This window comes from Cognatundibacterium jejuense, from assembly GCF_014284255.1.
Classification (GTDB): domain Bacteria; phylum Pseudomonadota; class Gammaproteobacteria; order Burkholderiales; family Burkholderiaceae_D; genus Undibacterium; species Undibacterium jejuense.
The window spans coordinates 74,963-99,123 of the sequence record NZ_JACOFV010000011.1; the positions used below are offsets into that span (position 1 = coordinate 74,963).

21 protein-coding genes are annotated in these 24,161 nt (G+C 45.3%); 14 read left to right on the top strand and 7 right to left on the bottom strand.

The features are described 5' to 3' along the window. The first annotated feature begins 211 nt into the window (after positions 1 to 211). Positions 212 to 2,002: an acyl-CoA dehydrogenase gene (locus H8K32_RS12615; protein ID WP_186912891.1), complete on the top strand. Its 1,791-nt coding sequence runs from the start codon at positions 212 to 214 to the stop codon at positions 2,000 to 2,002. A gap of 215 nt (positions 2,003 to 2,217) precedes the next feature. Here H8K32_RS12615 and H8K32_RS12620 read toward each other — a convergent pair whose 3' ends face one another. Then, positions 2,218 to 2,634 carry an NINE protein gene (locus tag H8K32_RS12620; RefSeq protein WP_186912983.1) on the bottom strand — a complete coding sequence of 139 codons (417 nt, stop codon included), beginning with the start codon at positions 2,632 to 2,634 and terminating at the stop codon, positions 2,218 to 2,220. Between the two features lie 170 nt (positions 2,635 to 2,804). Between H8K32_RS12620 and rpsP the strand changes: the two genes are divergently transcribed. From rpsP to H8K32_RS12655, 7 genes are all read left to right on the top strand, one after another. After that, positions 2,805 to 3,056, top strand: a complete 252-nt coding sequence (rpsP, locus tag H8K32_RS12625) for a 30S ribosomal protein S16 (protein WP_186912892.1) — start codon at positions 2,805 to 2,807, stop codon at positions 3,054 to 3,056. Positions 3,057 to 3,069: 13 nt separating this feature from the next. Continuing rightward, entirely contained in the window at positions 3,070 to 3,612 is a 543-nt protein-coding gene (gene rimM, locus H8K32_RS12630) for a ribosome maturation factor RimM (protein ID WP_186912893.1), read from the top strand. A 25-nt stretch (positions 3,613 to 3,637) separates the two neighbouring features. Beyond that, the gene (gene trmD, locus H8K32_RS12635) at positions 3,638 to 4,384 is read left to right on the top strand and encodes a tRNA (guanosine(37)-N1)-methyltransferase TrmD (RefSeq protein WP_186912894.1); all 747 of its coding nucleotides are present in this window, start codon (positions 3,638 to 3,640) and stop codon (positions 4,382 to 4,384) included. A 246-nt stretch (positions 4,385 to 4,630) separates the two neighbouring features. Next, a complete protein-coding gene (rplS, locus tag H8K32_RS12640; RefSeq protein ID WP_186912895.1) occupies positions 4,631 to 5,014 on the top strand; it encodes a 50S ribosomal protein L19 in 384 nt (127 codons plus the stop codon). Between the two features lie 290 nt (positions 5,015 to 5,304). Next, positions 5,305 to 5,973: a CoA pyrophosphatase gene (locus tag H8K32_RS12645; RefSeq protein ID WP_186912896.1), complete on the top strand. Its 669-nt coding sequence runs from the start codon at positions 5,305 to 5,307 to the stop codon at positions 5,971 to 5,973. Between the two features lie 160 nt (positions 5,974 to 6,133). Next, positions 6,134 to 7,084 carry a CobD/CbiB family protein gene (locus H8K32_RS12650; protein ID WP_186912897.1) on the top strand — a complete coding sequence of 317 codons (951 nt, stop codon included), beginning with the start codon at positions 6,134 to 6,136 and terminating at the stop codon, positions 7,082 to 7,084. Between the two features lie 290 nt (positions 7,085 to 7,374). After that, a complete protein-coding gene (locus tag H8K32_RS12655) occupies positions 7,375 to 7,713 on the top strand; it encodes a DUF3579 domain-containing protein (protein WP_186912898.1) in 339 nt (112 codons plus the stop codon). A 127-nt stretch (positions 7,714 to 7,840) separates the two neighbouring features. Here H8K32_RS12655 and H8K32_RS12660 read toward each other — a convergent pair whose 3' ends face one another. Next, a complete protein-coding gene (locus tag H8K32_RS12660; RefSeq protein WP_186912899.1) occupies positions 7,841 to 8,740 on the bottom strand; it encodes a LysR family transcriptional regulator in 900 nt (299 codons plus the stop codon). A 137-nt stretch (positions 8,741 to 8,877) separates the two neighbouring features. Here H8K32_RS12660 and H8K32_RS12665 point away from each other — a divergent pair, with 137 nt between their 5' ends. The 4 genes from H8K32_RS12665 (at position 8,878) to H8K32_RS12680 (ending at position 14,209) form a co-directional block, all read left to right on the top strand. Next, the gene (locus H8K32_RS12665) at positions 8,878 to 9,612 is read left to right on the top strand and encodes a histidine phosphatase family protein (protein WP_186912900.1); all 735 of its coding nucleotides are present in this window, start codon (positions 8,878 to 8,880) and stop codon (positions 9,610 to 9,612) included. Positions 9,613 to 9,680: 68 nt separating this feature from the next. Then, a complete protein-coding gene (locus tag H8K32_RS12670) occupies positions 9,681 to 10,907 on the top strand; it encodes an acyl-CoA dehydrogenase family protein (RefSeq protein WP_186912901.1) in 1,227 nt (408 codons plus the stop codon). Between the two features lie 232 nt (positions 10,908 to 11,139). Further along, positions 11,140 to 12,846: a long-chain-fatty-acid--CoA ligase gene (locus tag H8K32_RS12675; protein WP_186912902.1), complete on the top strand. Its 1,707-nt coding sequence runs from the start codon at positions 11,140 to 11,142 to the stop codon at positions 12,844 to 12,846. Between the two features lie 613 nt (positions 12,847 to 13,459). Further along, positions 13,460 to 14,209 carry a substrate-binding periplasmic protein gene (locus H8K32_RS12680; protein ID WP_186912903.1) on the top strand — a complete coding sequence of 250 codons (750 nt, stop codon included), beginning with the start codon at positions 13,460 to 13,462 and terminating at the stop codon, positions 14,207 to 14,209. 123 nt (positions 14,210 to 14,332) lie between these two features. Here the strand turns inward: H8K32_RS12680 and pstS are convergent, their stop codons facing one another. After that, positions 14,333 to 15,370: a phosphate ABC transporter substrate-binding protein PstS gene (gene pstS / locus H8K32_RS12685; protein ID WP_390311586.1), complete on the bottom strand. Its 1,038-nt coding sequence runs from the start codon at positions 15,368 to 15,370 to the stop codon at positions 14,333 to 14,335. 469 nt (positions 15,371 to 15,839) lie between these two features. Here pstS and H8K32_RS12690 point away from each other — a divergent pair, with 469 nt between their 5' ends. After that, positions 15,840 to 16,685 (top strand): serine hydrolase, encoded by an 846-nt coding sequence (locus tag H8K32_RS12690; RefSeq protein WP_186912905.1) that lies wholly within the window; start codon positions 15,840 to 15,842, stop codon positions 16,683 to 16,685. Positions 16,686 to 16,770: 85 nt separating this feature from the next. Here the strand turns inward: H8K32_RS12690 and H8K32_RS12695 are convergent, their stop codons facing one another. From H8K32_RS12695 to H8K32_RS12705, 3 genes are all read right to left on the bottom strand, one after another. Further along, a complete protein-coding gene (locus tag H8K32_RS12695) occupies positions 16,771 to 17,376 on the bottom strand; it encodes a response regulator transcription factor (RefSeq protein ID WP_186912906.1) in 606 nt (201 codons plus the stop codon). A 4-nt stretch (positions 17,377 to 17,380) separates the two neighbouring features. Next, positions 17,381 to 18,109 (bottom strand): sensor histidine kinase, encoded by a 729-nt coding sequence (locus H8K32_RS20160; RefSeq protein ID WP_222613100.1) that lies wholly within the window; start codon positions 18,107 to 18,109, stop codon positions 17,381 to 17,383. 510 nt (positions 18,110 to 18,619) lie between these two features. After that, positions 18,620 to 20,452, bottom strand: coding sequence for a CIA30 family protein (locus H8K32_RS12705; protein ID WP_246447335.1), 1,833 nt, complete (start codon positions 20,450 to 20,452; stop codon positions 18,620 to 18,622). Between the two features lie 499 nt (positions 20,453 to 20,951). Here H8K32_RS12705 and H8K32_RS12710 point away from each other — a divergent pair, with 499 nt between their 5' ends. Beyond that, positions 20,952 to 22,097 (top strand): ATP-grasp domain-containing protein, encoded by a 1,146-nt coding sequence (locus H8K32_RS12710; RefSeq protein ID WP_186912908.1) that lies wholly within the window; start codon positions 20,952 to 20,954, stop codon positions 22,095 to 22,097. A gap of 191 nt (positions 22,098 to 22,288) precedes the next feature. Here H8K32_RS12710 and sppA read toward each other — a convergent pair whose 3' ends face one another. Next, positions 22,289 to 24,145 carry a signal peptide peptidase SppA gene (gene sppA, locus H8K32_RS12715; protein ID WP_186912909.1) on the bottom strand — a complete coding sequence of 619 codons (1,857 nt, stop codon included), beginning with the start codon at positions 24,143 to 24,145 and terminating at the stop codon, positions 22,289 to 22,291. Positions 24,146 to 24,161: the final 16 nt, after the last annotated feature.

Below are 24,161 nucleotides of genomic sequence, written 5' to 3' on the forward strand. Positions count from 1 at the left end.
TGTCGCGCTATTAACAGCAAACAGTTTGTTGTTGTGACACATTGCTCGTTCTGTCTTTTTTTATGGGCTTTTCTTTGTTGGGGCTCGTATTCAAGCTTGATACAAAATTGCTCTCAATAAGCATGTTCAAATTGCTTAAAAAAGCAGGCCCCGCGCCACGCTTTTGCCAGAACCATTTTGCGTCAGTCTTAACTATTTTTGGGGAAATACTATGAGTTATGTAGCACCTGTAAAAGACATGTTGTTTGCGATTAATGAACTCGCAGGTCTGTCTGAAGTCAATGCTTTACCAGGCTGTGAAGACGCAACAGCAGAAACAGTCGAAGCGGTTTTGGAAGAAAACGCCAAGTTTGCAGGCGAAGTAGTTGCGCCCCTCAATTGGGAAGGCGATAAAGCGCCTAGCTACTGGCAAGATGGTCAGGTATTTACTACCAAAGGCTTCAAAGAAGCGTTTAAATTATTTGGTGAAGCCGGTTGGCAAGGTGTACAGCATCCGCAAGAATTTGGTGGTCAGGGCTTGCCAAAATTGGTTGCTACGCCATGCATAGAAATGCTCAATTCCGCTAGTATTTCTTTCGCACTGTGCCCATTGTTAACGGATGGCGCCATCGAAGCTTTATTGACAGCTGGTAGCGATGAGCAAAAAGCGATTTACCTTGAAAACCTGATCTCTGGTAAATGGACGGGTACTATGAATCTGACTGAACCACAAGCTGGTTCTGATCTGGCGATGGTGCGTAGCCGTGCTGTTCCACAAGGTGATGGTACTTACAAAGTGTTTGGTACCAAGATTTTCATCACTTACGGTGAGCATGATATGGCAGAAAATATCGTTCATCTGGTATTGGCTCGCACACCGGACGCACCAGAAGGTGTGAAAGGTATTTCTCTGTTCATCGTTCCTAAATTCCTCGTCAATGCTGATGGCAGCTTAGGTGCACGTAACGATGCGCATTGCGTATCCATCGAACACAAACTGGGTATCAAAGCCAGCCCGACAGCGGTATTGCAGTTTGGTGATCATGGTGGTGCTATCGGTACGCTGGTTGGTGAGGAAAACCGTGGTCTTGAATACATGTTCATCATGATGAACGCCGCACGCTTTGGCGTTGGTATGCAAGGTATCGGTGTTGCTGAGCGCGCTTATCAAAAAGCCGTGCAGTATGCGCGTGATCGCGTGCAATCGCGCGATCTGGCTGGTTCTGCTGGTCCTGTTTCTATCATTCATCACCCAGACGTACGTCGTATGCTGATGTCTATGCGTGCTCAGACCGAGGGCGCTCGCTCCCTGGCCTACGTAGCGGCAGCTTTGAGTGATGTGGCCCATCATCATGAAAACCCAGAAACACGTAAAGCAAATCAGACAGTCTATGAATATCTGGTACCTATCGTTAAAGGCTGGTCCACAGAAATGTCACTCGATGTAACTTCAACTGGTGTGCAAGTGCATGGCGGTATGGGCTTTATAGAAGAAACAGGTGCAGCTCAGCATTACCGTGATGCCAAAATTCTGACTATCTATGAAGGTACGACAGCGATTCAGGCAAATGACTTAGTCGGTCGTAAAACCGTGCGTGATGGTGGCGCAACTGCGAAAGCGTTGATTGCTCAAGTACGCGCTGTTGAAGCGGAATTGGCAGCCGTTGGCACGCCTGATATGTTGGCTATTCAAGCACAATTAGCTTTGGGTTCAGCAGCGTTGGAAGATGTTGTTAACTTCGTTGTTGCCAACGTGAAGCAAGATATCAAAGCCGTATTTGCAGGTAGCGTGTTGTATCTGAAACTGGCAGGTATCGTTTTAGGCGGCTGGCAAATGGCGCGTGCCGCATTGATTGCGCACAAAAAATTGCAAGCAGGTGAGGGTGATGCGGCGTTCTATCAGGCAAAAATCGTTACAGCACGTTTCTTTGCTGATCATATTTTGTCTGCTGCACAAGGTTTACGTTCAGCGATTGTGAGTGGTAGTGCCGGGGTATTAGGTCTCCCTGTCGACCAATTCTAAGTCGTCCATTCGAAAAGCCGCCCCAACGGCGCTGCGACTCCTTTCCGTGCTGAAGCACTGTCTGCGTCGTCGCGCCTTGTTGGAATGGCTTTACGGGATTCCGTTGGGTGTGCTTTCGAAAAATCGCCCCAGCTACATTGCGATGACGTGCAAAAAAAACGACCCATTGAAATATTCTCTGGGTCGTTTTTTTTGTAAGTCGTATTGATCTGAATTTATCCGTAAGCCCCACCGGTATAAAACAGGTCAAAAGCGCGGGCGATTGTGCCAATCAGTGCGATGGCACCGAAGCCGACGGTGAATACCAGAATCAATGCCAGCGGCCAGGAAGACTCACTTGGGTGTTCAGACAGCTTATTATGTCGCGCATCCCATTTTTCATCGGGAGTTAGGCCAATGATCAGCACCTCCAATAAAGAGACTAGAAAAGACAGCACGAGGGCGCTATATATGACTAGTCCGGGCTGGCCAATAAACAAGTGGCTGGCGATAAAAGAGATTGGCAATGATAAAAAATGCAACCATCCCCATTTGTCACTTTTGCCATACATGTAAAATCGGTGTCCGCCGATACTCCCAGTCAGGACGGCGAGGAGGGTCGTGATGGTTTTATTTTTATGTGGCGACGTCATTGAGGGCGATTTCATCGTTAATGAAGAGTCATGATTGTAGCGCGATGTGCCTGTTACGGGCGAAAAGCATACGCTTGTCGTCGAAATCGTTGATAATCCTTGCATGATTGGATTTAAGCGGGCTATAATCTACAGCTTTTTCCGCGTTTAGAACATTTTTTGGAAATATTATGGTCGTTATTCGTTTAGCTCGTGGTGGCGCAAAAAAGCGTCCTTTTTACAACATCGTTGCAACTGATTCCCGTAATCGTCGCGATGGTCGCTTTATCGAGCGTATCGGTTTTTACAATCCAGTAGCAACTGGCAATGCAGAATCCGTACGTGTTGCAGCTGACCGCCTGGCTTACTGGCAAGGCGTAGGCGCACAATTGTCTCCGGCAGTTGCACGTCTGGTTGCTCAAGCTGGTAAAGCAGCAGCTTAATAGTTTGCTCGCGATGTCAGTTGGAATCGATGTTCCTGATGATTTAGTCTTGGTTGGCTATGTCTCGGGAGCATTTGGCATTCATGGTTGGGTAAAGATTCGTCCTTACTCGCCAGATGCTGATGCTATGCTTTCTGCCAAGCACTGGTGGATAGATAAGCCTGAATTGCAAAACATTGCACGTATGGAAGCAAAAATCCATGGCGAAGATGTGGTTGCAAGACTGGCAGGTGTCACAGATAGAAATGCGGCTGAAGCACTGAGAGGTGCAACGGTCAAAATTTCGCGCAAACAATTCCCGGCTTTATCCGATGGCGAGTTTTATTGGGTAGATTTGGTTGGCTTGCAAGTTGAAAATTTGCAAGGCGAAAGCTTAGGTATCGTCAGAGATTTGATGGATAACGGCGCGCATCCGATTTTACGGGTGGCAGCTGCCGATATTCCTGAAGCTGAGTTGCAAAAGCATGAAAGATTAATTCCTTTTGTCGATCAATTCGTCAAAGAAGTGAATCAGGAAGCGCGAAAAATACAGGTTGACTGGGGTACAGATTATTAGTCCGATGGAATCAGAAAGCATAGCTATGCAGTTTGATGTCATCACTCTGTTCCCTGAAATGTTCGCAGCGATCACCCAATCTGGTGTGACGCGGCGTGCGTTTGAACAAAAGAAGTGCGAATTAAAGCTGTGGAATCCGCGTGATTTCACCACAGACCGACACCGGACTGTGGATGACAGACCTTACGGCGGCGGACCAGGTATGGTCATGCTGGCGAAGCCCTTACAAGAAGCGATTCAGGCAGCGAAAGCGCGTCAGAATGCCTTGGGAAAGGCTGAACCCAAAGTGATTTACTTATCGCCCCAAGGCAAGCGCCTGACGCATCAACGTGTTATGCAAATGGCAGATTTATCTGGCATGGTGTTATTGTGTGGCCGTTATGAAGCAGTTGACCAGCGTTTGCTGGATTCCTGTGTGGATGAAGAAATTAGTCTTGGTGATTTTGTCTTGTCTGGTGGAGAGTTACCTGCCATGGCATTGATGGACTCGGTAATCCGGCAAATTCCAGGTGTATTGCATGACGATATGTCGGCTGTGCAAGATAGCTTTGTGAATGTGCTGCTTGATTGTCCACATTACACCAGACCGGAAGTTTTCGAAGGACTAGCAGTCCCCGCTGTGTTAATGGGCGGGAATCATGCTGAGATTGAAAAATGGCGGCGTCAGCGGGCACTGGAAGCCAGTGTGCAAAAGCGACCTGATTTAATTCAAGCTGCGCGTGAGGCTGGTTTGCTTAGTCGCACTGATGAAAAGTTTTTAAGCAGTCTATAGTAGTCTATAGCAGGACATACGCAACATCGTTCCAGCGGCGTTATGGCTCTTGGCCGTACATTTGTACTTGCTTCGTCGTCATACCTTGCCAGGATAATTTTGTGTTCGTCATACAAGTTTTCTTATTTGCGTTGCAAATAAGAATGTAAAGCGCATACCTCGGTATGCATGTTAAACCCCATCCTCTACCGGGCAGAAGTCAGACCTAGTCTGCGGCGTCGGCAAGATGGTTATCGGAGTATAAAAATGGATCTGATCCAAAAATTAGAGCAAGAAGAAATTGCTCGCCTCGGCAAAAACATCCCTGACTTCGCACCTGGCGATACAGTCATCGTTAGCGTGAACGTTGTTGAAGGTACACGTAAACGTGCACAGGCTTACGAAGGCGTTGTTATTTCCCGTCGTAACCGTGGTTTGAACTCTAACTTCATCGTTCGTAAGATTTCTTCCGGCGAAGGCGTAGAGCGTACATTCCAGTTGTATTCTCCTTTGATCGCTTCTATCGAAGTGAAACGTCGCGGTGACGTACGTCGCGCTAAGTTGTACTACTTGCGTGAACGTTCAGGCAAATCTGCACGTATCAAAGAAAAATTGCCAGCACGTAAAGTGGCAGCAGCAAAAGCAGAATAATATCTGCCTGCGTTGTTCAAAAAAGGGATGCCTTGTGCATCCCTTTTTTTGTTTGATTGCCGTGTATTCTGACCTTGATCAGCGGTACGTTTAAAGAAAGAGTTAAACATGACCGGTTACACCCGCCAAAACAAATCTAATCTTCCTATTGACTGATTCTCCCAGTTCACTATAACTCGTTCATAATACGAAGATTGACGCCAATGCAGTCGCAAATTGATCGTAATGCACTACCGTTATCTTGTTGTGTAAACCGTATATTTTCCTTTTCTATGCAGAATTGAAACCCAGTGAGCAAATTAATTTTTGACCCGGAAATTTTACCTATCCTATCAGTGGCCAGCGAAGAGCCCTTGCCACATGTGAGACTGACGCCAGATCATTTAAAGCAACGTTTTGCACAAGCGCCCGTCTGGACGCCAGAAATACAGATGGAAGAAAGTCTATTTAAGGATCTTTCATTTCGTCCGGCATCGGTATTGATACCTCTGGTTTTGCGTGAGAGTGGATTGACGGTGCTACTGACGCAACGCGCGACGAGTTTGAATCATCACGCAGGACAAATTAGTTTTCCTGGTGGGCGATTTGAAACCAGTGACGTGAACCCGATTGAAACGGCGTTGAGAGAAACTGAGGAGGAAATTGGCCTGTCTCGAAAGCACATTGATATCCTGGGTAACCTGCCTGAGTATAAGACTGGCACTGGTTATCTGGTGACACCTGTCGTATCCTTGGTGCATCCACCATTTGACTTAATCACTGATCCGGCTGAGGTGGCGGCGGTCTTTGAGGTCCCACTGGCGTATTTGATGAATGGACAGCACCACCAGCGTCGGGTATTTCAGATGCCGGATGGTAGTGGACAGCGCAGCTTCTATGCTATGCCGTATGAACAGCATTTTATCTGGGGGGCAACGGCAGGCATGTTACGTAACCTGTTTCATTTTCTGCGTGCATGATGTTTTTTGCTGAGCTTTGGTCGTGATTCTATGTAGTTTCGACCGAGTTTGTATTTCGTTTCGGAACAAAGCTTCATAATCTACGCAATTCCGTTTACACTTGCCGCATTAGCAAACTCATTGACCATTGTCGTTTGCCGCGACTTTTGCCTAGCCTACCATGACATTTCTTTCTATCTTGTTTGCCCTGCTGATCGAACAGCTTAAACCTTTGCGTGCAGATAATGTGATTTACATGCAAATCCAGACATTGGCGACGAAAATTGAAGCGTCGTTTAATGCCGGAAAAGCCAAGCACGGGCGTTTGGGCTGGTGGATTATGGTGGGCTTACTAACTGTGCCAACAGCTTTGATTCATTATCTGTGTTTGCGTTTTAGTCCGTTTGCAGCGTTTATCTGGAACGTCATCATTGTTTATCTGACCCTCGGTTTTCGTCGCTACAGTCACTATTTTACGTCGATACAACTGGCACTTAGTTCTGGAGATGAAGATGCTGCGCGTCGTTTTCTCGCTGAATGGACGCACCGCGACACCAGTGATATGGATGTGTCCGAAATTTCCAGGATTACGATAGAAAGTGCATTAATTGCGACGCACAGGAATGTGTTCGGTGTGTTTTTTTGGTTTTTAATGCCAGTAGGTCCGGCTTGTGCCGTGATGTATCGAGTTGCAGAATATCTGGCGCGTGCCTGGACAGAACCAGATCACATGAAAAATGAAGAGTTTGGTATCTATGCGACGAAAGTGTTTTATTGGATAGACTGGATCCCTGCACGCCTTACTGCTGTCGCATTTGCCGTTGTCGGTAATTTTGAAGATGCGGTTTATTCATGGCGTAACTATGCTGATCGTTGGGCGGATGAAGTGGTCGGTATTATTTTGTCTGCTGGCGGTGGCGCCTTAGGAGTGCGTCTGGGAGAACCAGAAGAAAAGGCCATGGTACTGCAAGCCGATGCTAGTGCCGTCGATGTTGATAGTTTGGAATTAGAAAGTCAGCCTGGTGCAGAGGCATCGCCACGGGCTTTGCAAAGTGCCGTTGGTTTGGTGTGGCGTGCTTTGTTGCTATGGATGTTGTTGCTGCTGTTGCTCTCGTTTGCGATTTGGATTTAAGTTATCGGTGATAAAGTGAAATAAGAAGCCGCTTTTAAGCGGCTTCTTTGTTTGTCATTGCCAGGTTGTTACCTTAATTTGCTTTTCGTTGATTGCGCGAGCTTTACTAAGCGTCAAAATACACTATATTGAGTGCGTGTCTTGCTTAAGGTGCATTGTTACCGTATTAAAATGTATCGGAGGTTTCGATCCAAGTCTTCTATAAGATATAATACTGATTATCTAGAAAGCTGAGTGTCACATAATGATATTTTGCTTTTTTCAATTTTGCTTCACAGCGAGCCGAGCACATGGCCGATTCCAATAAAATTCATTCTGAGCCAATTAAAGAATTTTTCATCCAAGGCATTACCAGCGATGGAAAACAGTTCCGCCCTAGCGATTGGGCGGAGCGGCTTTGTGGCGCCATGTCTTGTTTTAGTCCTGATGGTGGACGTAATTCGCATTTACAGTATTCACCCTACGTCCGTCCGATTTTGTTAAATGGCGTGCGTTCTGTGGTCGTGAATGAAGCCATTCGTGAGATTGAACCGCTGGCGTATCATTTTGTGGTCAGTTTTGCTAAAGATAATGATTTACAAATTGTCGATGCCTGCTTGTTGCCTGATGAGCCAGAAAAGAAAAAATAAGCAGAGAAAATCAAGTCAGCCAGCATGTCGTAGCCTGCATATTGGACGCTATCCTGGTATAAAAGAAACCGCTAACTTTTAAATTGGCGGTTTTTTGCTTTCTTTGCCATCGATTTTTATTCAGAAGCTATCCAAAAGCCTGCATTATTTGCTCTCTGAGCCAACAATTAGCCGGATCGCTATCCAAATTCTGATGCCAGTAGAGATAGACATCCCATGAGGGCATGGTCAAAGGCAAGGCTAATATCTGATTGGTAAATTGTTGGTTGACGATACGTGCGTAGGCTTCTGGCATGGTCAACAATAAATCGCTCTGGCTGACGACCCTGCAGGCGGCAAAATAATGCTGACAACGCAGGCGTATGCGCCTTTGTAACCCTAAACGGCTGAGTTCAAAATCTTCCAAACCCATACCCTTACGACGTGAACTGGCGAGGATGTGTTCGGCTTCCAAATATTGTTTTAAATTGAGGTTGCGCTTAATTAAAGGATGGTCTTTGCGAGCCAGCACAACGGTGGTATCTCGCGAGACTTGTTGCCGTCGGATTTCAGGCGGTAAGGGCAATAACATATCGATCGCAACGTCGAGTGTACCTGCTGCTAATTCGCTTGCTAATTCGCGCCTTTCAACCTGAAAAGCCGCCAGATTAATTTCTGGTGCTTGTTGGGTAATGCTTTCTACGATTGGTGGTAGCACTGTCGATTCCAGTACATCACGCAGTCCCAGATTGAATTGCTTGCGTGCCTGCGATGGATCAAATTTGCCGTTATCGGTCAGCGTCATTTCTAAGCCGCGTAAAGCTTGTCGGACAGGTTCAATAATGCTGCGCGCCAGCGGTGTTGAGACCATACTATTTCCCTGACGTACGAACAAGGGATCATCGAACATGCTGCGCAGGCGATTTAGCGCATGACTGATCGCGGGTTGCGTGAGGTTCAGTTGTTGACTGGCACGCGTGACCGTGCCTTCTGTATAAATGGCTTCAAATACAATAAACAGGTTTAGATCAACGCGAGATATATGCATGAAATTAATATTATTTGATAACAACTATTCATTTGATCAATTATATCCCCAGACTTACACTCCGTAGCTAACCTGTGGAAAATCAGCAGCACGCTGAGCAATTGGTAATTTGAACTCAAAAGAAAGTGGAACATACAATGGCGCAACTGTATCTGATACGGCATGGACAAGCCTCATTTGGTAGTCAGAACTATGATCAATTGTCTGAACTTGGGACGCAGCAGTCACGCCAGTTAGGAAAATGGTGGGCGGAACGGGACTTTTCTGTGCATCGTATTGTTACCGGTGCCCTGCACAGGCATCAGCAAACAGCATTGGCTTGCATGTCCGCCCTCCTTGATTGCGAAGAAGATAAGCTCGATACGACAGGCTGGCATACCGATGCTGGCTTTAATGAATATCATCACCATGAGGTGTTAGTGAAACATGTGCCAGAATTCGAGGATCCTGCGGTGGTTAAACATTTTTTAAAAAGCAAACCCGATGCCGGGCGCGAATTTCAGGACATCTTTTCTGCGGCTATTACACGCTGGATGTCAGGTCAGTTTGATACTGACTATACCGAAACCTGGCATGCATTTCAGAATAGGTGTATTGCCGCTTTTCAAAAACAATTGGCATTGAATGATGGTGCCAAAAACATTGCCGTTTTTACGTCAGGCGGTACGATTTCTGCGATTTGCCAGCATCTTCTTCATTTACCCGATAGCAAATTTTCTGAATTGAATTGGACCTTAGTCAATAGCGGTGTCACGCGTATTCATGTTCAACCAGAGCGTGATGGGCAAGCGCAGCGATTGGCGTTGGCTTATCTCAATAATTTCTCTCACCTCGAGGTGCTCAATGACCCCAAGTGTATTACCTATGTTTAGTGCCGCAATTTTTTCAAAACGTTGATGCCGTCATTTTTTTGAATCTTATTTAATCAAAGAGGAACCACATGGATTTTCAATACAGCCCTAAGGTTATTGATTTGCAGTCGCGCTTAAAGGCGTTTATGGATGCGCATATTTATCCAAATGAAGCGACATTTTTTGGTGAGATTGCTGCCAATCGTAAAGCGGGCGACGCGTGGGTGGCGACGAAGATTGTCGAACAACTCAAAGCAAAGGCAAGAGATGCAGGGCTATGGAATTTATTTCTGCCAGAGTCAGGCCATGGCGCAGGGTTGACCAATCTGGAATACGCACCGTTATGCGAAATTATGGGACGCGCATTGTGGTCGGCTGAAGTCTTTAATTGTTCGGCCCCCGACACTGGCAATATGGAAGTGTTCGCACGCTATGGCACGCCAGCGCAGCAAGAGCAATGGCTTAAGCCGCTACTGCGTGGTGAAATTCGTTCATGCTTTGCGATGACAGAACCTGCAGTCGCTTCTTCAGATGCAACGAATATCGAAGCGTCAATTCGCCGCGACGGCGATGAGTACGTGATCAACGGTCGCAAATGGTGGTCTTCCGGTGCCAATGATCCTCGCTGCAAAGTATTCATCTTCATGGGTAAAAGTGATCCACAGAATGCCGATCGTCATAAGCAACAGTCAATGATCATCGTACCGCGCGATACCCCAGGCGTGACGATTTTGCGCGCCTTGCCAGTGTTTGGATACGATGATGCGCCACATGGTCATGGCGAAGTCTTATTTGACAATGTCAGAGTCCCAGCATCGAATATGTTGCTTGGTGAAGGCCGTGGGTTTGAAATCGCACAAGGCCGTTTAGGCCCGGGTCGGATTCATCACTGCATGCGTTTGATTGGTCTGGCTGAACGGGCACTCGAAGATATGTGCAAACGTTCTTTGACCCGTATTGCCTTTGGTAAGCGTGTGGCTGAACAAGGCGTGACACTGGAACGCATCGCCAACGCCCGCATCTTGATCGATCAGGCGCGTTTTCTGGTGTTGAATGCGGCACAAATGATGGATGCCGTAGGCAATAAAGCTGCCGCCAAAGAAATTGCCATGATCAAAGTCGCCGCACCAAATATGGCATGTCAAGTAATTGATTGGGCGATACAGGCGCATGGCGGTGGTGGCGTTTCAGATGACTTTGGTTTGGCCTATGCGTATGCTCAAGCGCGTACACTGCGACTGGCGGATGGACCGGACGAGGTGCATAGAAACCAGATCGGCAAGATGGAATTAAAAAAATATACCAGCAATAAGTAACGCATGTTGAATGCGACAAGCCAATATCAGACTGTTGGTTTGTCGTTTTTTTTGTTATGGCACACATCTAAAGATAGTAGCCGCAGAGTAAATCAGATTTCGGGAGTATCATCAAAAAGCTATAAATATCACTGCGTGCTAATCAGGAAGCTACGTAGAGAACCTCAGAAAGATTTGCAATTGATTTGTTGTGCTTAATTTTCCAAAAAAATGAAAAATTCAGGAGACAAAAATGAGCGAAACACCGTGGGTCAAATCTTATCCGGCAGGCGTACATTGGGATGCCAATTTACCTGTCAGCACTGTACCAGCATTGTTGCATGATGCTGTAGCGCGCTGGGCAGATCAAGTTGCACTCGAGTTCATGGGCAAGCAAATCACCTATCGTGAATTACAACACCTGGTTGATCAAGCGACCAAAGGTTTTCAGTCACTGGGCGTCAAGCCTGGCGTGCATGTGGGCTTGTTTTTGCCAAATACGCCGCATTATGTGATTTGTTTTTTTGCGATTTTGCAAGCGGGTGGAACGGTGGTGAACTACTCGCCACTTGATGCAGAAAAAGTGTTGGCACATAAAATCGAAGACAGTCAGACCGATTTGCTGGTGACCCTGGATATGGTCATGTTATACCCGCAAATGGCAGGGATGTTATCTCATACGCGACTGAAAAAAATCATCGTGGGTAACGTCGCTGAGATGTCGCCATATCCGGAAGCTATCAACGCTAATTTACAAAAAGCAGGACAGCTCAGCGCGATCCCACTGGACGCGCAACATCAACTATTTGCTAGTCTGATCGATAATGATGGTCGTTACCAGGCAATCGCAGAAACCGATCCCGCGGAGACCATCGCCGTACTCCAATACACGGGCGGCACCACGGGCTTGCCAAAAGGCGCAATGCTGACCCACGCGAATCTGACAACCGCATGTAGCCAGATTTTAGAGACCACCAATGTAGAGCCGCGCATACTTGAAGAAGGCAAAGAACGCGTATTGGCTGTACTACCGCTGTTTCATATTTACGCACTGACGGTTGATATGCTATTCGGCATCCGCATGGGAGCAGAAATTGTTCTGCATACGCGCTTTGATGTTGATGCTGTCGTTAAAGAATTAGCCGCAAAAAAAATCACGGTTTTCCCTGGTGTTCCAACTATGTATGCGGCGATTATTCAACATCCGCAGATAGCCGAATTTGATCTGAGTTCATTGAAGTTTTGTAATTCGGGCGGTGCGCCTTTACCCGCACAAGTTTTGCAAAAATTTCAGTCATTGACTTCGTGTAATTTGCTTGAGGGGTGGGGTATGACAGAGACCTCTCCTACTGGTACTTTTACACCTGCCAGTGGGCTGAGAAAAGCGGGTTCATGTGGCTTACCGACACCAGGGATCAGTTTTAAATTTGAAAGCATCGATGAGCGAGGGAAATATGTAGGTTTAGGCGAGCGTGGTGAAATTTGTGTCTCTGGTGCCAATATTATGAAAGGCTATTGGAATAAGTCAGATGCCACTAAAGAAGCGTTTACGGACGATGGTTATTTCCGTACTGGCGATGTTGGATACATGGATGCTGATGGCTTTGTATACATTGTGGATCGTACCAAAGACATGATTTTATCTGGTGGCTTTAACGTTTATCCACGCAATATTGAAGAAGCGATTTACCTGCATCCGTCCGTTGCTGAGGTCAGTGTGATCGGTATCCCGGATGATTATCGCGGTCAGGCGGCGAAGGCGTTTATTAAACTCAAAGCCGGGCAAAGTACACTGCTATTTGATGAACTGAAAGAGTTCTTGCGCGACAAATTAGGCAAGCATGAAATGCCGCAAGAAATTGAAATTCGGGCAGAATTACCGAAAACGCCGGTTGGAAAATTATCCAAAAAAGAGTTATACGATGAAGAGGAAAAAAGGCGTGCTGTGAAACGTATCTAAATTTGTGCTGAATGTATCGGTAACGGGTGACTCAGGAAGTCGGGTATGAAACCGATACATTTAAAATTCATGCTCCTTTTTGAGTGATAACCTCATATCAGTCAATTTGATAGAAATTGTATTGTAAAAATACGATCTCTTGCTCGTATAACTTTTCGTAGAATTTATCGCTGGCGTCTGGCTGTGAAAATTAAGTTAAATTAATTTTGATTTATACTTATTTGTGGAATCACGGAGATGTCTTGCGTAAGAATGAGCAGAAAAGAACGTGATAGTTCGTATCAAAGAATTCAACGACATTGCAAAAAAATAATTAACTTAATTGCAGTAGTTTTTTCAGTGGATTGAAATGGGTATTTGAAGTATGCAAATAGTTCATGGAGTTCCGGCAAAGAAAAATTTTTTTAGGCGCATTGTATCAAGCGGAATTGTAGTAAATGAAGGCGAAATTCATCCTATAATCAATTACCGACGCTAAAGATACTCATCATTTCAATTGTAGGCTGACTGAAGGTGTTTTATCGCCGTAAGAGGCGAGGTATAAAATGACTGGTTCATTGAAGCTTTTTCAGAATAGACTGGAAAAACTTCTCGCTGCGCAGAGGAATCGCGAATGGATAAGCTATTTACCATACTAATTTCCAGCTTTCTGGCAGCGACTCCCGTTCACGCGACGGAAATCATCAAGATATTAGAGGGTGACAATATTGAGCCCTATGCCATCAAAAATAACCCAATTAGTCAAGGTGCTGAAGTTGATATTATAAAGGCAGCCTTCAGGGATAGCGACTTTACTCCTGTGTTTGTTTTCGTTCCCTTAGCACGCGTCACTATTAATTTCGATTGGCCGGATATTGCTGGGTCTGCTCGCATGACCGAAGTAGGGAAGAAAGGTTTTTTTACTAACGACTATATTCGTTACAGAGCCTGCTTCATTACTTTGGACGAGCGTCGGTCAATTCAGGAAATTGCTGATATGGCTAATTATAGTATCGTGGCCTTTCAAGGTGCTTCTGTCTCTTTTGGGGAGCAATTTTTTGCGGTAACGCGTCAGAGTCCTCGTTACCAAGAACTGAATGATCAGGTCGCACAGCTGGAAATGTTGATGGCTCAACGCACTGATGCAATTGTTGCTGATCAATATATTGCTCAATATAAGCTTGCTGAATTGACACAGCGGGGGAGGGTGAAGAGTGGGAAAATTAGCTGTAGCTACGAATTTAAAAATTCACCATACAGGGCATTCTTTAAAAACAAAGCCGTGGCTGATACGTTTAATTCAGGATTAGCGAAAATCATTCAATCAGGAGAGTACGAACAAATTTTAAAGCGGTACGGTTTGAAAAATCGTTTGCAACCTTAAGTTTTCGTACTGATACTGACATTGGTACTGATTTTGGTGGGGTCAAATTCAAAAGGGCTTTCACTTTTGTCGTGAAAGCCCTTCTTTTAGAAACCGCCAACTAATTAAATTTCTTCTACTGAATTACCAAACAGCCTTACCGGAGCCGTCTTTGATTTGTGCTTTCCAAGTTTTTTGGATCAGCTCAACAACAGAAGATGGCATTGGGATGTAATCGAGCTCTGTAGCCATTGCTGTACCATTTTTATAGGACCAGTCGATGAATTTCAGAGTTTCTTTGATTTTAGCTGCATCAGGCTGAGTTTTGTGAACCAACACAAAAGTCGCGCCAGTGATTGGCCAGCTTGCTTTACCTGGTTGGTCTGTTGACACCACAGCGAAGCCTGGTGTTTTGTCCCATGCAGCACCAGCCGCAGCAGATTTAAATGTATCTGCATCTGGTGTAACAAACTGACCTTCACGATTTTTCAACTGTGTGTAAGACAGATTGTTTTTCTTAGCGTAAGCAAATTCTACGTAGCCGATAGAACCATTGATACGTTGAACGTTAGCGGCAACGCCTTCGTTACCTTTGCCGCCCAAGCCTGCTGGCCATTTAACTGCTGTGCTGGAGCCAACAACTTTTTTGAATTCTGCATTTACTTTAGACAAGTAGTCAGAGAACAAGAAAGTGGTGCCGGATGCGTCAGAACGGTGAACGACAGTGATGTCTTCAGTTGGCAATTTAACGCCAGGATTGATAGCCGCAATTTCTGCATCAGTCCATTTTGTTACTTTACCCAAGTAGATGTCAGCGATTACCTGACCAGTCAATTTCAATTGGCCTGGTTTGATGCCATCGATGTGAACGACAGGTACTACACCGCCCATAACTACCGGGAATTGCAATAAGTCTTCTTTGTCCAGTTCTTCAACTGTTAAAGGCATGTCAGATGCGCCAAAATCAACTGTGTTTGCTTTAATTTGTTTGATACCGCCACCAGAACCGATGGATTGGTAGTTGAGGCTGTTGCCAGTCGCTTTTTTGTAAGCTTCTGCCCATTTAGAAGCGATAGGGTAGACGAAGCTGGATCCGGCGCCGGTAATTTCAGCGGCGATTGCGGAAGAAAGGGTCAACAGAGTTGCTGCAGTAACGAGTGTAGTTTTCAAAAAGAATTTCATTTTCATATCCTTAAACTCCAAACTTGGAGTCCCGAACCTTACAGATAATTTATGACAGAATGATGACAACCCTGCGTTGTGAATATTTAAATTTATTATTCTTCAATACCCCTTTCAACGCATTTAAATTTTCAGTAAAGTAACGGACTGCAACAAAAAATTGCAAACCCCAACATTTCTATCGTCAGTCATTGAGCGCTCTTCCATCCCGCTTCCGCTGTACCCCTATCTATTGCAATTCAATTCGCTCAGAAGTTAAAAATATCTTCAAAGACATTAATTACTATGAAAAAAAGTTTTTAATGCGTCATAATTTAGGATGTTCAGAAAAATGTACTGAACGCCCTTGTTTTAACCTATTTGCCGTTCTGTGTAAAACCTTGATACTCTGATTTTTGCGATGTGAGATCAGGTGGCAATGAGACTGGCACTAGAAAACATTTATATTTAATAAGTCAGGTGTGAAGCAATGTTGAAACGCTTAGTTGGGCTATGCCTGGTGCTACATTTAGGTAGTGTCTCGGCAGTGCAGTTAAATTCACAGCACGCGATCGTGGTCGAAGATGGCACGGGTAAAGTGTTGCTGGAAAAAAATGCGACTGAGGTGGCACCGATTGCCTCTTTGACCAAGCTGATGACAGCGATGGTCATTTTAGATAGCAAACCAAATATGGATGAAATGATTTCCATAGAAAATTCTGACATGGATACGCTCAAGCATAGCTTGTCGCATGTACCGGTTGGTGCTACCTTGCCGAGGAAAGATGTCCTGCAATTAGCGTTGATGTCCTCAGATAATCGCGCTGCCGCAGCACTGGCAAGAACCTATCCAGGTGGAAATGTCGCTTTTGAGAAGGCAGTGAATGTCAAAATCAAAGCATTAGGAATGACCAATACTGTGATGAAAGAACCAACTGGTTTATCGCCAGAAAATACGTCTACGGCAGCCGACCTGGTAAAAATGGCCGTTGCAGCATCGCATTATCCACAGATTACTGATATTACGACCGACACATCAGATGTGATTGATATTAAAGGTCGTAAGCGCCTGTTCCACAATACCAACCGTCTGGTCGGTAAAAAAGGCTGGGACATTTTACTTTCGAAGACTGGGTTCACGAATGAAGCAGGCAATTGTTTGATCATGCGTATTAAGCTGGCAGAGAAAAAAGCAACTTTGGTCTTGTTAAATGCCAGCGCTAGTTCCTCGCGTTTTGTCGATGCGATGAATATTTCGCGCCTGATCAAAGGGGAAGATATCGCGCCTGCAATCCATGCATCGATTCGCCGACGATCCCGTTCAGCTAAAGTTTGAGCGTTTTCTGGCTGTCAGCTCTAAGGTTTTCGAAAAAGCATTGAGCTGGCTGCTGGTTATAGTTGGTTATCGTTTTTAAAGTTTATTATAGCCAGCCTTCGTCCCTTGCCATACGGTAGGCTTCTACCCGATTTTTTGCGTTTAATTTACTGATAGCCTCCGACAAGTAATTTCGCACTGTTCCTTCAGATAAAAACATTACCCTGGCAATTTCTGCGCTGGTCGAACCAGTGCCCGCCAAACGAAGAACTTGACGTTCTCGCTCACTTAATGGGTCTTGTGATCCGCCCCAACTTTCAATTGCCAATTCTGGTGCAATCGCTTTGCCACCCACATGTACTGTGCGTATGGCCTGTGCCAGGGCTTCTGCAGGTGCGTCTTTGAGCATATAGCCGCGTACTCCACTGGCAAGGGCGCGACGTAAATAGCCAGTACGTGCAAAAGTCGTGAGCATGATCACTTTGCAAGCCAGCTTCTGTTCTTGAATTGCAGCGGCAAGTTCAAGGCCAGTCATTACCGGCATTTCAATGTCGGTGATTAAAATGTCGGGAGTGTCTTGCTGGCAGTAGTTGAGCGCTTCCTGGCCATTCTTTGCCTGCCCAACGACTTGTAAATCGTGCTCCATTCCAAGTAAGGCCGCCAGCGCACCGGAAACCATGGCCTGATCTTCAGCAATAATAATTCGTATCATCGGCTTACCCTTTAGCGCTCGTCTTGTTTGGAAATTGAAGCATGAGTGTCATTCCTTGTTCTGCTTCAATAATGAGCCTGCCTCCAAGCGATGCGACGCGCTCAGACATACCCATTAATCCGTTTCCCTGTTTATGGATGCTGAAGTTTTTGCGACCAATGCCATCGTCCTTAATGCTGAAAGTAATCTGCTCAGGGTCTTCAGTCAGTCGAATGTGACAGACACTGGCATGTGCGTGACGAATGATATTCGTGGTTGCTTCTTTGAGCGCGAGGGCGATGACATTTTCTGTCATTGGTGTCAGGGCGACGCTTGCTATTTCCTGAGTCATGATCACCTGTGCCGCAGCCAGTGCTTCCTGCGCTGAGTGCAACTCATGTGCTAAGCCAGTTGATCGGTAGCCAGTCAATGCCGTACGAACCTCGGATAAGGCAACACGAGCCGCATGTTCTATGTCAATTAGTTCTTTTTTACAGGCATCTCTATCCCGATCAAACAGTTTACGTGCGAGCTCAGCCTTGAGCGTAATCACGGACAGACTGTGTCCAAGTACATCATGCATATCACGGGCGATGCGTTCACGCTCCGCTAATGCAGCCAGATGTTCAACCTCTTCTTGTTTTCGCAGAAGGCTCTCTTGGGTTCGTTTAAATTTTTCTCCTACAATGACGCTGACCCCTGCCGTCACGCTGAAGATGGTCGCAGGAATCCAAAATGCTGCGTTGAAATGCAAGACGAAGCTCAGAAGGCTTGTGACACCAGTGAGTGAAAAAAGACATAGGTATGAAGTACGGGTCGGTAATTTATGTCCTATCATCGACGACGCGAAAATACAGAACGTAGAGCTACCAAAGTTAAATGGTGCCCAAGCGATGCCTGCGAGATAAATAGCAAGGGCGCATAGTAATTGCAGTCGTTGCGGAGCCCAAAAACTATAAAAGTAACAAGGCAAAAATAGGAACAGAGTGACCGCGCTTAAAACAAGCTCAAAAATAGTTGGCGCCTGATAGAAATATTTTAATCCGAATATTCCTAATGATAGCAGCCAGAAATAAGGCGCATGGCCGAAACTGTCCGGGACCCACGGAAATCGAAACGCAGCGCTGATCTGTTTGGCTGAAATCATGGCAAATTAAAAGATGAAAAAATGACTGCGACATTCACTGACGCAAAAATAGATGGATTTTTATTTTTGCGTCATTTGTTTGTAACGATGACGGATAAAAAGTATCCCGTTTTATCTTTAGTTTTCTTCTGGTAGCAACCGAACATCAGCGATTGTAAAATGATAAGTCTCAATTTCTGGACCAGCATAAAAAGTAATCATCGTCACAATACTAAGATCCAGGCCTTTAAAATCATCGAGTAGCAGCTTAACAGTCTGCCACTCATTGCTGCTTTTGAGTTGCTTTGTTATCGGAATATAGTTGCCCTGAATATAGAAGCCAACATTGTATGGCTTTCCGTCTCCTTTTATTTTGAACGAGATTTTTTTTGCGGCACTCAGATTTGCTGCTTGCCCAGGATCGCTACCGGGAAAAAATACCACCCCGGCCCATGGGTAAGCAAATCCAGATTGTACCTTGGCATCGATATTGAGTGCAGGCTGTCCAGCTGGTTCAGTCCCAGAAAGTGTCAAAGAGACGCTCGATTTACCCCCCATGCGCTCATCATTGGATGGAAACCAACCTGCTCCAAAAGGGCTGCCTAATTTTTCTTCGCTGAATAAGCTGATGCGACCATCGGCTGGTAATTGAAACACTGTTTTTTGCGCTTTATTTTCCTTGCTTACTGCAAGCAATTTCTGTTGGCGAAGATCATTGACTAGTCTGCCGTCTTTCCAGATGTTGATAATATTACGGGTGGCATTAATATCTTTATCCGGATCGCCTTCGACCAATAGCAAATCTGCTTTATACCCGTTTGCAATACGTCCTCTGTCATTGAGACGAAAAGCTTTGGCTGGCACTGACGTGGCGGATGCCAATGCTGCACTTGGGCTTAAACCAGCATTCACCAGTGAAGCTAATTCATGATGCAAGCTAATGCCATATTGAGTGCCAGCATTACCTGCATCGGTGCCGGCGAGGATGGGAACCTGTGCGGCATTCAGCGCTGCTGTGCTTACATTTGGTACTTGAAGAATGGATTTATTCTCTGTTTTACCATACATTTTTTTTAATGCTTGTAGTTGCGATATATTAAGTAAATTGGTCAATCTCTGATCTTGTAAAACGTCTTCCGCTTTGATTCCTGCAATGCTTTCCAGTACTGAAAAGGTGGGAATAATGAAGGCATGTTTATTTTTCGCTGTTTTCACGAACTTCTTCAGATCGTCATCACCGATTGTTGTTCCAGTGAATAAATGCACTAAGCCATCAGCATTCGCGTCCAGAGCAGCTTGTGCATCTTTGAGGCTACTGACATGAACGACTGCTAATCGACTGCGCTTGTGTGCAGCTTGAATCAGTGCTTTCACCGTTGCCATATTAAGACTGTTGATTGGATGTTTGTCGCTGCCTTCCTCCATCACAATTTTGATAAAGTGCGAACCTTCCGCAATACGCGCGTCAACCCAGGCTTGCGCTTGTTCTGGCTTGGTCAAGGTAGCTATTGGAATGCCATATTCTGTACCATGACCACCAGGAGCAGTTGCCAGTGTGCCAGCTGAAATAACATCGGATTGGTCGTCATTTTGCTTATGTTGCATTTTGCGATTAAAGTCCTGCATTACTGCAACCGAGGTAAACATATCGATTTCTGTGGTTACCCCAAATAGTAGTGGCAGGTCGAAATCCTGATAGGCATGGACATGTGAATCAATCAGACCCGGTAAAAGCGTTTTGCCTTTGCCACTGACTTCAATTGCTGTAACCGGTGTTGGCCCATGAAAGTCACTATTTTTAATTTTCCCATCGCTGATCAGAACAGTTCTTTTTTCAAAACTGCGTTGGCCATCAAAAACACGAACGTTACGAATCAGGTACTCATTCACGGATGCGTTGGCACTAATGCAGAAACAGTATCCGGTCATACATGCAAAAATAATTTTTTTCAACGTCGTTAACTTGTTCATTTGATTTCCTTGAAAAGAAAGTGGAACTTATAAAAAATTGTTTGTGCGAGGCACGCGATAGCGGTAGAAAATGCGCCACCTTAGACTGATAACGCAGTTCGAAAAGTATTTCGTAAGTCGTCAGAAACGTCGTTATGTTGACCGATGCATATTTCACAAACAAGATTCGTTTGCCACGAAATCTATATGACATTTGTCACACTTTTGTCTGACCGACCCTGTCAACGATATTGGTCGCGCGAAGTGGCTCATAAAAGAGAGGCAGGTGTGTTTCTGTATTTATCTGCAACAACGATCAAAGTTTAAACAAGCAAGCCCAAATTTTGCTTAATGCTATGTTTTTTTGTAGTTAAAAATGGTCGACAATTGCACTTGAATAGCGCTTACATATCGCTTCAATGCAAAAAAGATAATTGCGTTGTAAATTGTTCTATAATATTGCTATTAAAGCAAAACCGATTCCCATGTTTTGTTGCATTTAAACTCAAGGACAAAATTTATGCGCCATTTCCGGGTTCTGATTGTTACTTACGCTTACTGGGAGGGCTTATCCAGGCTTCCTGCACTGTTACATGAAGCCGGATGTGAGATTTGTGTGTTGGGGGTTCCGGATAATTTTCCGTCTTATTCCCGTTTTGTAAAACGTCTTTTTATATCACCTAACGATGTTGATGCAGTCGTTGCAGATCTCAACGTTCACTTGCAGAATCAGAGCAACAAATATGATTGGGTCATTATTAGTGATGACCCATTGTTATATGCTTTAGAAAAGCGTCGCAACGAAACCTGGGTTAAAGAAAATTTCCCGACAATTGCAGGAGATGCAGGAATCGACTTCATTACGTCGAAGTCCGCATTTATTGAGGCTTGTCGCAATAAAAATATCAAGGTACCGGATTTTGATTTATGTTCAGATCTGTCGCAAATACAAACAGCTGGTCATCGACTCGGCTATCCATTGGTGATTAAGCAGGAACAAGGTTTTGCCGGATTGGCAGTGCGTATTGTTGATCACGCAGAGTCACTTTCTGGCATTCATGTTGAACGACAAGTTATTGCACAAGAGTTTATTCGCGGGCGTCTGGCAAGTGCTGCGGCAGTCTTTAAAGAGGGCAAGCCGATTGCATGGTTTTCGTATTATCGTTCACGCACTTGGGGAGATTGCGGTCCATCAGCAGCAATAGAGGCAAAAATTTTTCCTGAGCTTGAACATATGTTGAACCAACTTGGGGAGCTCTCGGGCTTTCATGGATTGTGTGGTATCGACTTTTTTGAACAAGAAAATACGGGTGAACTGATATTGCTTGAACAGAATTTTCGGCCTACCTTAACTATAAGCCTTGGTAAGCGCCTTGGCGTTGATTTTGCGATGGCAATTCGGATTTTCCTGGGAAGTGATGAAGCAATAAAAGAGCACGCTTTGACGCAAAAGGAGGTAGTAAAGAGAGTCATTCCTTTATTTCCACAGGATGTGTTCCGTGCAATTGATGCCCAAGACAGGCAGGGCTTGTTGAAGTGGTGCTTTTATCCTTTATGGTGGCGGGAAATGCGCTGGAATGAACCGTTTATTATGTTCCTCAATTTACGCCATATTATTCAGAAATTGCGTGGAATTAAGAAAGTGAATACACGTCGTTTCGTTTGATACCAATCGCGATGTTTGACCTGAAACCTGATCGGCATCGATGAAAAACTTGCTCAAGATCGCTCAATAAAAAAGTCCTACTCTTTTTGGCTTTTCAAAAGGAGATACTCAGTTTGTTCATTGCATTTTTCATTTAGCAAAAAAAAAGCAGCAGAGTTACCCCTGCTGCCTATTTAATTTTTATTCTTCCTTTATGGTGCTGAACACAAACAATGGGTAATCGCTGAGTAACCCTTGCCATCTTTATTGACATCCGCTAACCAGGCAAAGTCAGACATAATTTGTGTTGCCGCAACTGGTGGAATACCTGTCGGTACTAAAGCAACTTTAAATTGGTCTTGTAAAATATGTGCCGCTTGCGAGCCGATCAGATCAAAGATCCGATCAAACTTGGTCAGTTCCGGCTCGACATAGCTGATACGGTAGTCATTGCCTAACTTGGCTCTGCTTGCAGCCGAGCTGATCGCATCGGAATAGCTACCGACTTTATCAACCAGACCGCGTTCCTTCGCCTGAGCCCCTGTCCAAACGCGTCCTTGTGCTACCTCATCGATTTTCTCTGGTGTCGTTTTACGCGCCGCTGCTGCTTTAGTCGTGAACTCGGAATAAATATGGTTAATACTTGATTGTACTAATTCGCCAAATTTAGGATTCAGAGGACGCAATGGATTAAACGGATCAGCCAGCCAGGTCGTCGTCGTGCCGCCAGTATGAATACCTAATTTTTCGATCGCCTTGTCTGCGGTTGGTAATATTGCGAAAACACCGATCGAACCTGTCACGGTCGCTTCATCAGCGATTACTTCATCAGACGACATCGAAATCCAATAACCGCCAGAAGCTGCCACATTGCCCATAGAAACGACCACAGGTTTGCCTGCTTTACGCGTCAGTTCTAATTCACGACGGATTAATTCAGAGCTGAATGCGCTACCGCCAGGAGAGTCTACCCGTAACACAACGGCCTTAATGCTGTCGTCTTCTCTTGCTTTGCGGATCAGGGCAGAAGTAGATAAACCACCGATAGATCCCGGTGGCGCTTTGCCATCACCGATTTCACCGGAAGCAACAATCACACCGACCGCATCACCAAACAATTTTGGTTTCTGGCGGCTCAGATAGTCATCAAATGCGATTTGACGGAAAGTATGATTTTGGACATCACGTGCACCACGTTTGAGCATTAACTCACGCAGTTCATCGCGTGTTTTTAAGCCGTCGACCAACTTCATATTCAATGCCAGTTTGGCACTATCATCACCAGCTGCTTTCATTAACTCTGGTAATTGGTCGATGCCCTGCATGATGCTGCCAACTGGAAGTTTGCGTGCTTGTTCAACGTTGTTGGTATAGGTTTTCCACATTGCATTGTAGAGAAAACTCTCGGCTTCTGTAGCTGCCTCGGAGGGGGCATTGGCGATATACGGTTCTGCAAAACTTTTGTAGGTGCCGACTTTAAGCAAGTTAACGGTGATACCCACTTTGTCTAATGCATCGCGATAATAATTTCGGTATCGACCAAACCCAGTCAACATCACTGAGCCCATCGGATGCATATACACTTCATTGGCATGCGCAGCTAAAAAGTATTGACGCTGGTCAAAGCTCGAGCCCCAGGCAACCACGGTTTTTCCGCTGGCTTTAAAGCGGTCGATCGCGGCCGCAACTTCGCGCAACATCGGTAGGCCAGTCGGGCCCATGTCGTCGAGTAACAAGACTGCACTATTGATCTTGTTGTCTTTAGAAGCACTGTCGAGCACCGCTAAGATGTCACGTAATTGCGTCGATTTTTTGGCATTGCCTTGTGCTTCAGCCAGTAAGGCATCGCGCGCGTTTCCAGAATGTTGCTCAACGACCGGGCCTTTGAAATCAAGGATCAGTGATGTTTTGTCCTCTAACTTGCTCAAACCGCCACCGAAGATGCCGATAGCGATCGCAAGCAAAATAAAAAAGGTCAGGATATTTAAAAAAATCTTACGGCTGGTATCTAGCGCATTCCATAAAAATTTGAAACCTGCGCCTATCCAGCGAAACAGTGGGAAACTCATAGTCAGTCCTTTATTG

What these genes read in the sequence shown, in the direction of transcription:
- rplS (WP_186912895.1), top strand. Translation starts at nt 4,631, where the DNA reads ATGGATCTGATCCAAAAATTAGAGCAAGAAGAAATTGCTCGCCTCGGC.
- pstS (WP_390311586.1), bottom strand. Translation starts at nt 15,370, where the DNA reads ATGAAATTCTTTTTGAAAACTACACTCGTTACTGCAGCAACTCTGTTG.
- H8K32_RS12695 (WP_186912906.1), bottom strand. Translation starts at nt 17,376, where the DNA reads ATGATACGAATTATTATTGCTGAAGATCAGGCCATGGTTTCCGGTGCG.
- rimM (WP_186912893.1), top strand. Translation starts at nt 3,070, where the DNA reads ATGTCAGTTGGAATCGATGTTCCTGATGATTTAGTCTTGGTTGGCTAT.
- H8K32_RS12710 (WP_186912908.1), top strand. Translation starts at nt 20,952, where the DNA reads ATGCGCCATTTCCGGGTTCTGATTGTTACTTACGCTTACTGGGAGGGC.
- H8K32_RS12690 (WP_186912905.1), top strand. Translation starts at nt 15,840, where the DNA reads ATGTTGAAACGCTTAGTTGGGCTATGCCTGGTGCTACATTTAGGTAGT.
- H8K32_RS12680 (WP_186912903.1), top strand. Translation starts at nt 13,460, where the DNA reads ATGGATAAGCTATTTACCATACTAATTTCCAGCTTTCTGGCAGCGACT.
- rpsP (WP_186912892.1), top strand. Translation starts at nt 2,805, where the DNA reads ATGGTCGTTATTCGTTTAGCTCGTGGTGGCGCAAAAAAGCGTCCTTTT.
- H8K32_RS12650 (WP_186912897.1), top strand. Translation starts at nt 6,134, where the DNA reads ATGACATTTCTTTCTATCTTGTTTGCCCTGCTGATCGAACAGCTTAAA.
- H8K32_RS12705 (WP_246447335.1), bottom strand. Translation starts at nt 20,452, where the DNA reads ATGAACAAGTTAACGACGTTGAAAAAAATTATTTTTGCATGTATGACC.
- H8K32_RS12670 (WP_186912901.1), top strand. Translation starts at nt 9,681, where the DNA reads ATGGATTTTCAATACAGCCCTAAGGTTATTGATTTGCAGTCGCGCTTA.
- H8K32_RS12660 (WP_186912899.1), bottom strand. Translation starts at nt 8,740, where the DNA reads ATGCATATATCTCGCGTTGATCTAAACCTGTTTATTGTATTTGAAGCC.
- H8K32_RS12655 (WP_186912898.1), top strand. Translation starts at nt 7,375, where the DNA reads ATGGCCGATTCCAATAAAATTCATTCTGAGCCAATTAAAGAATTTTTC.
- trmD (WP_186912894.1), top strand. Translation starts at nt 3,638, where the DNA reads ATGCAGTTTGATGTCATCACTCTGTTCCCTGAAATGTTCGCAGCGATC.
- sppA (WP_186912909.1), bottom strand. Translation starts at nt 24,145, where the DNA reads ATGAGTTTCCCACTGTTTCGCTGGATAGGCGCAGGTTTCAAATTTTTA.
- H8K32_RS12675 (WP_186912902.1), top strand. Translation starts at nt 11,140, where the DNA reads ATGAGCGAAACACCGTGGGTCAAATCTTATCCGGCAGGCGTACATTGG.
- H8K32_RS12620 (WP_186912983.1), bottom strand. Translation starts at nt 2,634, where the DNA reads ATGACGTCGCCACATAAAAATAAAACCATCACGACCCTCCTCGCCGTC.
- H8K32_RS12615 (WP_186912891.1), top strand. Translation starts at nt 212, where the DNA reads ATGAGTTATGTAGCACCTGTAAAAGACATGTTGTTTGCGATTAATGAA.
- H8K32_RS12665 (WP_186912900.1), top strand. Translation starts at nt 8,878, where the DNA reads ATGGCGCAACTGTATCTGATACGGCATGGACAAGCCTCATTTGGTAGT.